The 12664-nt window shown below is 38.8% G+C and carries 14 protein-coding genes; 4 read left to right on the top strand and 10 right to left on the bottom strand.

The features are described from left to right. Positions 1–2: 2 nt before the first annotated feature. Both glmM and EP1X_RS00400 read left to right on the top strand, forming a co-directional pair. Positions 3–1352: a phosphoglucosamine mutase gene (glmM, locus tag EP1X_RS00405; RefSeq protein ID WP_055280778.1), complete on the top strand. Its 1350-nt coding sequence runs from the start codon at positions 3–5 to the stop codon at positions 1350–1352. Between the two features lie 313 nt (positions 1353–1665). After that, entirely contained in the window at positions 1666–2487 is an 822-nt protein-coding gene (locus EP1X_RS00400; RefSeq protein WP_055280777.1) for a hypothetical protein, read from the top strand. 4 nt (positions 2488–2491) lie between these two features. Here the strand turns inward: EP1X_RS00400 and EP1X_RS00395 are convergent, their stop codons facing one another. Beyond that, a complete protein-coding gene (locus EP1X_RS00395) occupies positions 2492–2953 on the bottom strand; it encodes a flavodoxin family protein (RefSeq protein ID WP_055280776.1) in 462 nt (153 codons plus the stop codon). Positions 2954–3100: 147 nt separating this feature from the next. Here EP1X_RS00395 and EP1X_RS00390 point away from each other — a divergent pair, with 147 nt between their 5' ends. Next, positions 3101–3838, top strand: coding sequence for a class I SAM-dependent methyltransferase (locus tag EP1X_RS00390; RefSeq protein WP_055280775.1), 738 nt, complete (start codon positions 3101–3103; stop codon positions 3836–3838). 8 nt (positions 3839–3846) lie between these two features. Here EP1X_RS00390 and EP1X_RS00385 read toward each other — a convergent pair whose 3' ends face one another. The 8 genes from EP1X_RS00385 to EP1X_RS00350 all read right to left on the bottom strand — a co-directional run bounded on the left by EP1X_RS00385 (position 3847) and on the right by EP1X_RS00350 (position 10126). After that, on the bottom strand, positions 3847–4422 hold the full coding sequence (locus EP1X_RS00385; RefSeq protein WP_055280774.1) for a DUF523 domain-containing protein: 576 nt from the start codon (positions 4420–4422) through the stop codon (positions 3847–3849). Positions 4423–4458: 36 nt separating this feature from the next. Then, positions 4459–5040, bottom strand: coding sequence for an AAA family ATPase (locus EP1X_RS00380; protein WP_055281359.1), 582 nt, complete (start codon positions 5038–5040; stop codon positions 4459–4461). A gap of 11 nt (positions 5041–5051) precedes the next feature. After that, the gene (locus tag EP1X_RS00375; protein WP_055280773.1) at positions 5052–5852 is read right to left on the bottom strand and encodes a hypothetical protein; all 801 of its coding nucleotides are present in this window, start codon (positions 5850–5852) and stop codon (positions 5052–5054) included. Next, complete coding sequence (locus tag EP1X_RS00370) at positions 5852–6127, bottom strand: hypothetical protein (protein WP_055280772.1); 276 nt, start codon at positions 6125–6127, stop codon at positions 5852–5854. Before EP1X_RS00370 ends, EP1X_RS00375 begins: the two co-directional genes overlap by 1 nt. 72 nt (positions 6128–6199) lie before the next feature. Beyond that, positions 6200–6784 (bottom strand): hypothetical protein, encoded by a 585-nt coding sequence (locus EP1X_RS00365; protein ID WP_055280771.1) that lies wholly within the window; start codon positions 6782–6784, stop codon positions 6200–6202. 30 nt (positions 6785–6814) lie between these two features. Further along, the gene (locus tag EP1X_RS00360) at positions 6815–8017 is read right to left on the bottom strand and encodes a hypothetical protein (protein ID WP_055280770.1); all 1203 of its coding nucleotides are present in this window, start codon (positions 8015–8017) and stop codon (positions 6815–6817) included. 180 nt (positions 8018–8197) lie between these two features. After that, a complete protein-coding gene (locus tag EP1X_RS00355; RefSeq protein WP_055280769.1) occupies positions 8198–8836 on the bottom strand; it encodes a class I SAM-dependent methyltransferase in 639 nt (212 codons plus the stop codon). 93 nt (positions 8837–8929) lie between these two features. Continuing rightward, positions 8930–10126, bottom strand: coding sequence for an aminotransferase class V-fold PLP-dependent enzyme (locus tag EP1X_RS00350; protein ID WP_055280768.1), 1197 nt, complete (start codon positions 10124–10126; stop codon positions 8930–8932). Positions 10127–10255: 129 nt separating this feature from the next. Here EP1X_RS00350 and EP1X_RS00345 point away from each other — a divergent pair, with 129 nt between their 5' ends. Then, positions 10256–10840 carry a hypothetical protein gene (locus EP1X_RS00345; RefSeq protein ID WP_055280767.1) on the top strand — a complete coding sequence of 195 codons (585 nt, stop codon included), beginning with the start codon at positions 10256–10258 and terminating at the stop codon, positions 10838–10840. A gap of 261 nt (positions 10841–11101) precedes the next feature. Here EP1X_RS00345 and EP1X_RS00340 read toward each other — a convergent pair whose 3' ends face one another. Then, positions 11102–12640, bottom strand: a complete 1539-nt coding sequence (locus EP1X_RS00340) for a D-glucuronyl C5-epimerase family protein (RefSeq protein WP_055280766.1) — start codon at positions 12638–12640, stop codon at positions 11102–11104. Positions 12641–12664: the final 24 nt, after the last annotated feature.

Genomic DNA, 12664 nt, shown 5'->3' with positions numbered 1-12664 from the left:
TCATGGGGAAATATTTTGGCACAAGTGGAATAAGGGAAGTCGTTAATGAAAAGCTAACTCCAGAACTTGCTTTAAATGTTGGAAAGGCCTTAGGAACTTATTTAGGGGAAGGGAAAGTTGTTGTGGGAATGGATACTAGGACGAGCGGCGAAATGCTAAAAAACGCTATGATTTCAGGGTTGTTGAGTACTGGTATTGATGTGATTGATATTGGGGTCTCTCCCACTCCATTGACTGGTTTTGCTATTCGGCTTTATGGAGCAGATGCTGGGGTTACGATTACAGCTTCACATAATCCTCCACAATATAATGGTATTAAAGTATGGCAGCCAAATGGGATGGCCTATACAAGAGATATGGAAAATGAGCTTGAGAAGATCCTTGAAGAGAAGAGCTTTAAGAAAGCCCCTTGGAATGAGATTGGGAACTTAACAACAGCCAACCCTGGAAGAGAATACATAAAAAAAGCCCTTGAGATGGTTAGCCTTTCAAAGGGGTATACGGTTGTTGTTGATGCAGGTAATGGGGCAGGGGCGTTGATTTCTCCCTATCTCCAAAGAGAACTTGGGAATAAGGTTATCTCCCTTAACTCTCACCCAAGTGGATATTTCATAAGGGAACTTGAGCCGAATGCTAAAAGTCTTGAGGGACTTTCCAAGGCTGTTAAAGTTTTCAAGGCAGACGTCGGTATAGCCCATGATGGGGATGCGGATAGAATTGGGGTCGTAGATGACGAAGGTAACTTTGTGGAGTACGAGGTGATGCTCTCTCTTATAAGTGCATACATGCTTAGGAAGTTCGGAAAGGGCAGAATAATAACAACTGTAGATGCTGGCTTTGCTCTTGATGACTATGTTAAGCCTTTAGGTGGAGAGGTTGTTAGAGTTAAGGTTGGTGATGTTGCTGTTGCTGAGGGAATCATGAGAGAGAATGCCATCTTTGGAGGAGAGCCAAGCGGCACTTGGATAATGCCTCAATGGAACCTAACCCCCGATGGAATCTTCGCTGGGGCGTTGGTTTTGGAGATGATTGACAAGCGGGGGCCTTTGAGCGAGCTCGCGAAGGAAGTTCCAAGATATGTGACGCTTAGGGCAAAGATACCCTGCCCTAACGAGAAGAAGAAAAAAGCTATGGAGCTCATAGAAAAAGAAGCGCTCAAGAGATTCTCATACAAAAGACTCATTGATATTGATGGAGTAAGGATTGAGAACGACGAGTGGTGGATTCTCTTCAGGCCGAGTGGAACAGAGCCAATAATGCGCATAACTCTAGAAGCTCATACAAAGGAAAAAGCGGAGGGGCTCATGAAGAAGGCCAAAGAAGTTGTGGAGAGAGCGATAAGGGAAGCTTGAGCTTGAAATGCCTATCTACATTTTTATGCTCTCCTTTCAGCAATTTTTGCCACTCTAGTTACGATATTTAGAAAGATACCCTTTATAATTCTCTCTAGAGTTGCGAGAGCTCCGTTCATAGTTTTTCTATTTTCCTGCACTAAAAACAGGGAGTGTTAAAGTGATTGTTGCTATAGACAGTGTGGCTTTTATTGGGAGAGCAAATGGCTCCTAGGCCCTTCATTGGGACGGTGTTGGTAGTGGTAGGCGCGATTTTAGTGTTGTTAAAATAAATTTTTAAGTTCTATTGTATTTTCTTTATTAGGGGGATATTATGAGTGTACTGGACTTATTGAGTGCTTATGGGGATAAGTTGAGTTTGTTATTTCTCATCATTGCCTTCATCTTGGAACAAACCCAAATAACTGAGATGTTAAAAGAACGATTTTCTAGACGAGTAAAACATGGAGAATTTCAGTCCCTTTTTAAGGAGTATGGGGAATTTGCTTTAATTTATGAGTCTCTTGCTAATGAATTTAGAAAACGAGCAGGTTTTCAAAAATCACCATACCGTTCTCTATCTTTCTGGAAGCCAACCATTGTATCGACTATATTAATTGGTCTCATGTGGTGGACAACAGAGTTGAAGCTAATTGAAATTTCAAATATTATTCTTCTTATTTGGTGGTTCGGAGCGGTATTTAGCATATATCTGGCATTTACACAATTTTCTCCTGTTAAAATAAGAAACTTGGGCTCTTTTTTTGAATGGAATCTTGGGAGTTTAATTGCAACATATCTTGTAGCAACGATTGGATACTTTATGAGAGAAGATTTCTTAACTGCGATGAGGTTGTTATCTTTTCCTTGGGCTGTGTTTTTGTTCATCTTGGCTATATGGTTTCCTTGGTTCAAAGAGCGCGCTATGTTGGAGATCTGGTATAGAGATTCTGAATTCTTACCAAAAAAGAAAGGACTCTTAGCGAGATTGCCTTATTTGGAAGTAACATTGAGAAAAGGAACTCAGTTTTATGGGAAACCTAGAGATATCTTCGACAACAGATACCTTATCCTTCGAGATGGAATTAAAGATATTATAATCCCTTGGTCAGAGATCCTGATAGTAAAGATTGTTGGTGGATGCAGGCAAAAATAGGTTCTTAATCTTTTAAACCTACTTTTACCTCCTCAGCAAACCTCCTCGCTCTCTCTAAATCCCTCTCATTTGGATGCCCTTTATTTATTCCACCTATTTTGGCAAGCCATCCATTGGTGTCCCAGCCCCTACACGAGAACTCTCCAACAATTTGAAAGCCTTTCTCTTTCAGCTTTCTTCTCAGTTGTCTGTGGTTGTACCAAGGGATGTTCATTCCAGCTGTTGAGAAGATAAAAGCCTTCTTTCCTTCCATTCTTGTAAGATTGTCCACAAGCTTTAGAAGAGCCCAGTGATGTCTCCACCAGTATATTCCAGAACCAAATCCTATAAGATCGTAATTTAAAAGTTCTTTTGGCGTTATTCCCCATGGTTTTGTGAGTTCTGCTTCAAGAGTTTTTGCCATGACTTTTGCGACTTTTTCAGTATTTCTGTGGTGGATTGAAACGTAAATAATTAAAGTATTCATATTCCACACCTATTTATACCTCTTTATGAATTTTCTTATAGTTTATTCTTGAAGGTGTATTTGTAGGTATTTTGTATAGTTCGTTTTTACCCCTTTAGATAATCCAAAAGTTTTTAACTGAAAAAACGAGTTTTGTATGTGGTTACTATGAAAAAGCACGAATGGGAAGAGTTTTTTGATAGGGAAGCTGACTATTATTTACAAGAACCCTTTACCAAACACACGAAAAAAGAAATTGATTTTTTACTGGAAGAATTTAAACTTCCAGAAGGTGCAAAAATATTAGATGTGGGCTGTGGTGTTGGAAGACATTCTATAGAGCTTGCAAAGAGAGGATATCGTGTCACAGGGATCGATATTTCCCAGAAAATGCTTGAAAAAGCAAAAGAATGGGCCCAAAAAGAGGGTGTTGAAGTTGAATTGATAAAAGCAGATGCAGCTAGGTTTGAGTGTAATGAAGAGTTTGACGCTGCGATATGTCTATGTGAGGGCGCCTTTTCATTACTTGGTTTGTCTGACGACCCAATAGAGCATGACTTAGCCATCTTAAGGAATATATATAAATCACTGAAACCGGGAGGTAAGTTCATCCTAACAGCTCTAAGCGCGCTTTCAAGAATTAAAAAAGCCACAAATGAGGATATTGCTAGTGGAGTATTTGACCCGAACACCATGACATTCTTTGAAGAACTCGAGGCACCAGATGGTACGAAAATTCCAATACGAGAACGAGTTTATGTCCCAACAGAGCTTTATTTGATGTTTAAAATGGTTGGATTTGAAGTGAAAGCCATTTGGGGAGGAACTGCTGGGAGATGGGGGAAGCGAAAGGTAGATATGGACGACATTGAAATAATGGTGGTGGCCGAGAAACCTCGAGAATAGTCCTCTCTTTAGTGTTTAAAGTGTTTGTCAAGTTGTTTTAAGCTTTCTTCAATGTTATCTTTATCAAACTCTAGGTAAATAGCCTCTGGAAACCTCTTCTTAAGAATTTGGAAAAGCACGCCTTCTCCTAGTATTACTTTGAAGTTTTGCTCTTCCATGAGTTCTTTTGACAGTTTTATCCGTTCTTTTTTGTTTAGATAAGAGAATTCTTCGATTATTCTATATGGGAACTTTTCTGGATCGCTTGAAGTCGTATAGAATACCCCACACGTTGGTGAACCTTTGACACCAACAAAAATTACCTTCTCAGGTTTTTCTTCCGTTAGAACTCTTTCAATAAAATCCACAATGGTTTTAGCAGTTTCGGACATTCCAAGTTTTTCGAAAACTTCTTTGCTCATTGGAGGTCTTGGCCATCCTATAAGTTTGTATTCGGGACAGGGGTAAGTTAAGACTCTTATTTCTTCTGCATGTTTTGCAAGAAGATTTAATAGTTCTTTACTAGTTTTGTACTCCTTATCTTTTGGGCCTCGGTAGACGTAGAAAGGGCTTAAAAGACAGGGAGCAAGGACAATTATTTTCATTGAAGTTCACCAATAAAAGGAAATCTTGAAGAGCCTTTAAATTTTTCCAGACGTTAAGGAGTTTATAATGATATTAACTCTCTTTTTTAGATCTTCAAGACTGCTTTCATTCACAATCAAGAAATCAGCCAGATCTTTAAGCATGCTTGTGTGATATAGTTCCTCTTCCGCTTTATCTGCATCCAAAAAATCTTCAAAACTCTTTATCACCTTGTCTTTTCCGGCATTTCTTTTTTTCAATCGTTCATACCTTATCTCAGGTCTCGCTTCTATGTATATTATGACTCCGCCTCGTTTCTTTATAGCCTCTATTTCTCCCTTTGACCTTACTCCATCTATCACTATGTTTTCACAATGTCTTCTCTTGTCTATGGCGAGTCTTATAAGAATATCTTCTCCATAGGTTTCTTTCAAATGTTTTCCATATTCGATGAGTCTGTCTCTTGTGGGCTCACCCCTTTCTGGGATCTCAGGAAGCCAAGAATAATCGTTTAAATTATGGGTTAGAAGGTCAATTAGTGGATCACTACACGAAACTCTGCAAAATCCTTTCTCTTCAAAAAACTTTGCAACCGTGGTTTTTCCTGCTGCAATTTTACCCACAACGCCGACTATCATTTTACCACCTTCTATCTTTTCCATGCCCACCATATAAGGTTTGCCCCATCTGTTGATTCCATTAAGCCTTCAGCAACCATTTCAACGACAAAATCTATCATTGCATTCTTATCCACCCTGACAGGTCTTTCAAATCCAAAGAAATATTTTGCCTCAAAGAATCCAATATGGAGGAACCTGAGGGGATTAAGGAGAGCTATATTATCAAGGAACTTGAGATCAAAAGGAAAATCAGCAATAATTATTCTGATATTCCTTTCTTGGGCAATCTTCTTCAACTTTTTCTCATCTGGAAAGAAGAGCTCCCTAAGAGACCCTTCTATTGGTGTGTATTCCATTTTTGGAAAGGTGTATTTGATTCCGACTCTCTCGGCTTCTAGGCCAACTTTTTCAGCAAAACCTACCATGGCTTTTGCATTGAAGCTGAGGAACACGAGGGCTCTCCCATTATTGCTAAGAGTGGGCCATTTCCGAGGAGGGAAATTAAACTCTGTTTCTATTATAGGACTCAGAAACTCGAGAAAATTACCTTTGATTCTCCTCAAGTTCTCTTCTAGTTTTTTTCTCTTTATGATGAGGTCAAGTTTTGAGTAAACAGTAACTTGTTTTATTCCGAGTTCTTCTCTGAGTTTCCCAATTACGAAGCTGTTTCCAATGATTGCACTTTTATCACTTCTATCTTTAGCGATTATAAATAATTTATCCCCTTCTTCATCATATCTTACTTCGTCTATCACAAAGGGTACTATGGGAAAACCGTTATCTTCCCTTATTCTATTGATCCTCTCTGCTATTTCTTCTTTGGTAAACATTAACTCACCCGATAGGCTTTTGTACACTCGTAAATTTCTTGAGCGATTTTTAAGGCTTCTTCTTTGTTGTCTGTTTCTTTCACTATTATCTTCCCACTTGGGAATATGCTGATATCATATGCTTTTCTCACAAGAGCTAGAAACCTTGTTACTCTTTTTATTTGATACCCTCTCTCAGCTAGGCATTCACACACTTCTTCTAGATCAAGATCAAATTTCTCTTGAGGGGTGATGTTTATGGCCTTCATGCTTGTGCATGGTTTTGCAACTAACATAGAACCACCAGTAGGAAATTTATGAGTGTGGGTTCATAAATTTAATTGAAGAAAAGAAAAATCCAGAAAAATTCATCTTTTCCATAGTGTGACTCCTAAAACTAAGAGCACCAAAAGAGCTCCTAAAAGAGGAATAATTTTTGTTAAATCTTTACCTTCGTTTGTGTTAATATCTTGAACTGGTTTTTGGTCTTCGAGGTTCTGGAGGATGAAACTTATTTGCACTTCACCTGCGGGCATTGTTATCTTGTTTCCTTCTACTTCAAGGGGTGACTCACTCATATCTACCAAACTTGCTTCTTCTGGTAAAATTACATCTACTGGAGCTTCTAATTTTAATGAAAGAGTCCAAACAAGGCCTTCCTTGCTCATTAGATCTGGAGTGGAGTATGCTATTTTTACTATTTGAGAGTTTTGAACGGTTATTGTGATCTCGTTTCCTTCTATGGAATACTCGAGGGGGTTTCCATTTACATCAGTAACAAATACATCCTCATAGTGAGAACCTAATAAAGGAACTGTAACTTGAGTTGCATAGTCGTCCACGGGTACTTCGATTTCCACAGTTGCATAGCCATCTCCATAGGGCGCAATGCTTATGCTCTGGGCATTCACAAGAGGGATGAAAAGTAAAAGGGCAAGTAGGGCTCTCTTCATTCATTTCACCTCCACAAAAATTTAAAGAAATCAAGCGTGCCTTAGGATAAACTCATCGACCTTGTGGAGCATGTCTAGAGCTATTGCGAAATGCATCTTAGCTTCTGCAGGTTTTTTGTGCTTAAGAAGTTCAATTCCAAGTCTTATCTCTTGTATGGATGTTTTGAGCTGAAGCTCTGCTCTTCTGGTATCTATTCCCCTTCTTCTAAGTTCTCTTAAGGCCTTTGAATCTTTCTGGATTCTTATTGTCATCTCCCTAAGGAATGCCTTTAAGTCTCCCAATCTCTCTTGGACTTCTCTTTCATGGAACTTCTTCTGAAGGAAGGCCATTGCCCGATGGAATTCTTTTATTGTTTCTGTATTCTCTCTCATAACTTGAAGAGCCTCATCGTATTTCCCTTCATCTGCAAGGGCCTTAACTTCATTATAAACCTCTTTAAATGCTTCGAGTCTCTCTTGGAGCTCATGAGCGTCGTAACCCTTTTCTTCTGCCATTTCAACGACTTTCTCTGCTATTTCTATCCCTCTTGCACCTTTCTCTAGGAATTCATTTACTATTTTGTCTGCATTTGCTTCTACAAGCTCTTTTCTGATTCTTCTAAGTTCTTCATCTAAGGCAGCTTTCTTTTCTCTAGCGATTTCGAGATCTTCCCTAGCTTTTTCAAAATCTTTAGCTTTTATGTCCTCAAGTACAGTCTTGTAAGCTTCTTTGGTCTCCATTAAGAGCTCTGGGGCATTTCCTACGTCAATCCCCTGTCTCTGGGCAATTTCTATTGTCTTTTCGGCCATTCTGAAGTAGCCTTCCATTCTCTTTATCTCTTCCGGAAGTCGTTCTCTGAGCTCCTCCTTTCCTTCTTTAAATCCTTTTAACACTTCTCTGTAGTGGTGCATTGCAGTGAGGCCGTTTATTATTGTGTTGTAATAGTCGCCGCTTTCATATGCATTCATGGCAACTTCTTTATATTGTTCCGCTAACTGGTAGTGTCTCATGATACTTGAGTTCTCAGGAAGATTTACATTATTAATTAACTTTGTTGTTATGTTGCTCAATCTTTCAAGGGCAACGACAATGTGATTAGCTATCCTTTCTTCTTGAGTTATATTTTGGATTTCAGGAGGTAGGGGTTCTGTTTCATTTTCTATAGTGGCATTTTCATCTGCTAGGCTCAAACCTGCTGGGATTATGCTCCCCACCAAGAGGGCTATTAACAACCAGATCTTCAACCCTTTCATGTTCATCACCATTCTTAACTTGGCGTTCTACATATTTTAGGGACTCGGTGAAAAGAACGTTCCGGAACGTTCCAAAATTAAATTTGGGCTTAAAAATAGTTGAAATCTTAAATTAGGCGAAAGAGAATTGATTATGTGTCTTCTTGAACGATCAGGAACATATTTGAGTTAAAACATTGATTAAAACTTTCTTAAAATAAGCTTCATAAGGGCCTTATTCCTCTCCAGTTTGTACTCATCAAAGTTGCTTCGTTCTGCAACTTTTGAAATATTTCTTGTCCACTCTTTGTATTTAAGTCCATGAAGTCTAAATGCTATTGCCCAAGGGAATTTTGGTAACTCAACCTCCTCTAAAAATGCCCTCATATCTTTTTTTGGAACGTCTGTTATGAAATCATAAATCCACACTTCTCCGCAGGATTTTAAAACTCTATACATCTCATCAAATGCTTTCAATGGGTTGCTAAAATGATGTAGGGCTCCAATGCTTATAACAAGATCAAAGTAGTTCTCAGGAAGCTTTAGCTCATAGACGCTCATAACTTCGAATGTTACATTATTAACGCCAGCCTTTTCTGCATTTTTTCTTGCAAGTTTTATCATTGCTCTTGAAATATCAACGCCCCAAACTTCCAAATTAGGATTTTTCTTTGCCATCTCAATTGGTATGTATCCAGGTCCAGTCCCCACATCAAGGATCTTTTCTCCCCCTCTAGCTTTTGAAAGAACTTCCTTGACTATCACTCTATCAAAACTTTTTCTCCTCCTTGCCATAAGGTTGTAAATATAGGCTCCAGGTGTTGGGATTCCCTCTATCATTAATATCTCCCTAAAAATTCTAAAAGACTTAATGTATAAAAGGTTGGTGCATACTAATGAGCCACAAAATTAGAGAAAGAAACAAAGAAAAAGTTAACGTAGGCTCCTGACAAGCTCTTCCATAACTCCAAGAAACGCTTCTACTTCTTCAAGACTATTGTATACATGGAATGATGCTCTAACAGTTCCATTTATTCCGAGCTTTTTCATTACTGGCAAGGCACAATGGTGTCCAGAGCGAACCATTATGTTGTGCTCATCTAAAATCGCTGCTACGTCGTGGGGATGCAAGGGTGGAACATTGAAGCTTACTACTCCTGCATGTTTCTTTAGGTTTCTTGGACCATACCATGGAATTTCAAGCTCTGTTAAACCTTCAGTTGTTCTTTTTACCAGCTTGTGCTCTTGTTTTTCGATTTTATCTAAGCCGATCTTTTCTATGTATTTTATTCCAGCTGCAAGCCCTATTGCCCCTCCTATATTGGGAGTGCCAGCTTCATATCGTTCTGGTGGAGCTGTGAGTGTATAGTCGTGTAGATTAACATCTTCAATTGTCCCTCCACCAATGAGAGGAGGCTCGAAGACATCAAAGAACTCTTCCCTAATGTAAAGTACACCTATACCAGTAGGCCCCATGGGTCCTTTGTGTCCTGAGAAGGCTAAGAAGTCTGCATGAAGTTTACTTACATTAACTTCCATGTGTCCAATACTCTGAGCGGCATCTACAACAAATATGGCTCCTTGCTCTTTGGCCATCTTTCCAAGTTCTTCTACTTCATGGATCACACCCAAGGCATTGGAAACATGCTGGATTGCCACAAGTTTTGCCCCTTTAATTTTCTTTTCTGCATCTGTGAGATCTAGGTTCCCTTCGTTATCTCCTTCAATTATTTCCAATTTTAGATCAAACTTTTTAGCTAAGCGTTGCCATGGGAGTAAATCAGAGTGATGCTCGTAAGGAGTGGTCACGATTTTATCGCCCTTTTTGAATATTCCTTCAAGTCCCAAAGCCACCAGATTAAGACTCTCACTAGTGTTTTTTGTGAAGACTATTTCTTCAAATTTCGCTCCAATGAATTTAGCTACAACTTCTCTTGATTTCTCATACTCATGGGTTGCCTTTTGTGAGAGTCTGTGAACACCGCGATGAACGTTGGCTCTATACTTTAGATAATACTCATCCATAGCCTCAACTACAGGTTTTGGGGTTAGTGAGGTGGCAGTATTGTCAAAATATATGACCTCTTGAGTTAAAGGAATGTCTTTTCTAATATCGTCCGGTATTTTCATTGCAACCACCGTAGAATTTATTTTCATGGAACATATAAAGGCTTTGCTTCTCAATTTTGTCCAGGCAAATATTCCAATTATGGAACAAAATTTTATAAATATTGGAACAAAATGGTAATGGTGATGTAAGTGAAGGCTAGGGAAATAGGAATCATAGGATTGCTCTTAAGCTTGTCACTCGTGTTACAGATCTCCCCCTTAAAAGTTCCGACTCAATGGGGAATGAGTATAGACTTGGTGGCAGTTCCAATAGTGGTTTTGTATATTCTCACAGGATTTTGGAGTAGCTTAACGGCCTTAGTGTTGCTCTTCTTTGGTTTGAGCTTGATTTCCTCGGCATCTTGGCTCGGGGCAAGCATGAAGTTTTTTGCAACGCTAAGTGTGATTTTAGGGTTTGAGATTGCCAGGAAACTCACTGGCTTTGACATTAGAAATTACACCGAGAAAAAGCTTCTAATATTCGTGATATTTGCTTACTTGGTAGGGATTGCAATAAGAATACCTGCCATGGTTGCAATGAACTACTACTATGCTTTGCCCTTGTGGTTGGGCATACCGAGGGAGCAGGTTATTCCAGCTATTGAAGAGTGGTTTCACATGCCCTTCTGGCTTGTCATAGGCATTCCTAATGCCATCCAGAGTGCAGTTGACGTTGGAATTGGAATCCTTGTTTCGTTACCTGTTATTAGGGCATTACCTCACATTCTTGAGTGATTCTTTCCATTTTTCTACAAAAACTTGGAGAGGATAAAAAGCTTCAATACTGGAGAGCATGAAAAAGATGTTTGTTGTGCTTAAGAATCTGAAGAAATTATCTAAATGGCTCTCTTATTCTCATTTGGGCTCTCTTCAACTCTGCCGTTCCATTTAGAACTCTCAGGTATCGTTCTTTTTGAGAGTTCTATTTTTCCAAATAAAGAATAGCAAAAAGGAACAATATAAGAAGAGAGCTAAACCTTTTTTCTTTCATTAAATTCACCTAAGCTTTTCTGGAGGCAAACCTCTGTAAATTAAATAATCATTCCACTTTTCAGCATAGTGAAGGAAGTATTCGTCGTTGGTTACATCATAGAGCCACTTTAACAGTCTTATATGTAACCGGTGATAAAACTCGCTTGCATCTCCATGGATGTTTGAATACTTGCTCCAAGAGCCTGTGTCAAAAAGTTGAAGTCCTTTCTTGGTACTTTCAACGCCCTCTTGAAAGAGTTTCCATGCTTTTTCATCTTTAGTAACTTCCCAGTAATAATAAATACCTTGAAGTGCTATTACATGGCCATTTAATACGAGCTCGTTTGAGTTGTAATTATACTCAAGGTACCACGGTCCGTACTTTGTGTTTGCTACAAACCCGTTCATATCTAAAGGCAGGTCAAATGAGTTTAGGAGGAGTTTTGCGATGTTTAAGTATTCTTTTTTGCCTGTGAGTTGGTATGCTTTAGCGTAGAGGCCTGCTCCCATTCCTTGAGCGTAACCTGAAACCCATGGGATGGAAGAATTCTCAAAATGAAAATAATTAAGGAAAAGAGCATACTCCTCTCCGTTGTACTCTCCATAGTATATAAGGTCGTGTAGGTCGTTTAGAATTCTTAATGCCTTTTCATAACTCCCTCTTTGGAAATATATCTCGGCCCAGTGAAGGGCGCTTACTGGATAGTAGCTTAAGCCTCTCCCTTTATAATATAGGAAAGGTAGGGATATGTTTAGGGAACCTTCGATTCTTATGGGGGAATAGTAGGGAGTATCCTTGGAAAATATTACCACAGAAAAGTCCCTTTGAGGAGAAGGATATAGAGAGTAATACTCGTTGTTTGCTTTTAAAGTTACATTAAATGCTTTCACATCAAGAGCGGTGAGTTTTTTCCATTTTGCCATTTCTCCAAACACTCTGATTACATAAAAGGAGTCTCTATATGTACGGAGATAAGTTAAGTTGCCTGTGGTTGTGTATTTTTCCAGGAACTTTTCTCGTATCTCTCTGTTTTTCTGTATCTCTTCAGAAATCTTAGGTGGAATTTCTCCATAGATTTCTTGGAGTCTTTTCATCAGGGCTTCTTCGGGAGACATAAAAATTTCTTCTGGTACAGTTTTGCCAATTATTCCAGATTTGTATGGGTTGACTTTAATCATAAGTGTCTCATCCTCATAGTAGAGTTCTAATGTAACAAGTGCCTTCTCTCCTGCGGGCAGTTTAAGAGCTATTAGCTTTTTAGAAGTGACTTTTTTGCCATACCAGTCAGTTGCTTTCACGTTTGCTACAAAAATTATTTCCGTTTCGTTATCTTTTTTCTGAACGTATCCTACAAAAACTGGCTTATTTAACTCGCTTATAGTTTTGTTTCCTATTTCTACTTGGAAACTGGAGAATTCAAAAACGGCACTCTTCTCTTCTACTTGGATATAAACTTCCACCTTCTCATTGGGAGGTGAATGGGAAATATTATCTTCTACGGTTATACAACCGAGTGAAAGCATCATTATGGCAATAAAAGTTATTATTTTAACTTCTTTCATAGTACCCTCACTATTATTGAAACG

Origin of the sequence: Thermococcus sp. EP1 (genome assembly GCF_001317345.1) — an archaeon.
In the GTDB taxonomy this organism is placed as follows: domain Archaea; phylum Methanobacteriota_B; class Thermococci; order Thermococcales; family Thermococcaceae; genus Thermococcus_A.
Note: the sequence above shows the minus strand (reverse complement) of the source record. Positions and strands in the feature narration are given on the sequence as shown.

Bases quoted from the DNA above. Each gene is read 5' to 3' on its own strand.
- EP1X_RS00400 (WP_055280777.1), top strand. From the start codon at position 1,666: ATGAGTGTACTGGACTTATTGAGTGCTTATGGGGATAAGTTGAGTTTG.
- EP1X_RS00375 (WP_055280773.1), bottom strand. From the start codon at position 5,852: ATGTTTACCAAAGAAGAAATAGCAGAGAGGATCAATAGAATAAGGGAA.
- EP1X_RS00340 (WP_055280766.1), bottom strand. From the start codon at position 12,640: ATGAAAGAAGTTAAAATAATAACTTTTATTGCCATAATGATGCTTTCA.
- EP1X_RS00395 (WP_055280776.1), bottom strand. From the start codon at position 2,953: ATGAATACTTTAATTATTTACGTTTCAATCCACCACAGAAATACTGAA.
- glmM (WP_055280778.1), top strand. From the start codon at position 3: ATGGGGAAATATTTTGGCACAAGTGGAATAAGGGAAGTCGTTAATGAA.
- EP1X_RS00355 (WP_055280769.1), bottom strand. From the start codon at position 8,836: ATGATAGAGGGAATCCCAACACCTGGAGCCTATATTTACAACCTTATG.
- EP1X_RS00370 (WP_055280772.1), bottom strand. From the start codon at position 6,127: ATGTTAGTTGCAAAACCATGCACAAGCATGAAGGCCATAAACATCACC.
- EP1X_RS00390 (WP_055280775.1), top strand. From the start codon at position 3,101: ATGAAAAAGCACGAATGGGAAGAGTTTTTTGATAGGGAAGCTGACTAT.
- EP1X_RS00365 (WP_055280771.1), bottom strand. From the start codon at position 6,784: ATGAAGAGAGCCCTACTTGCCCTTTTACTTTTCATCCCTCTTGTGAAT.
- EP1X_RS00360 (WP_055280770.1), bottom strand. From the start codon at position 8,017: ATGAAAGGGTTGAAGATCTGGTTGTTAATAGCCCTCTTGGTGGGGAGC.
- EP1X_RS00350 (WP_055280768.1), bottom strand. From the start codon at position 10,126: ATGAAAATACCGGACGATATTAGAAAAGACATTCCTTTAACTCAAGAG.
- EP1X_RS00380 (WP_055281359.1), bottom strand. From the start codon at position 5,040: ATGATAGTCGGCGTTGTGGGTAAAATTGCAGCAGGAAAAACCACGGTT.
- EP1X_RS00385 (WP_055280774.1), bottom strand. From the start codon at position 4,422: ATGAAAATAATTGTCCTTGCTCCCTGTCTTTTAAGCCCTTTCTACGTC.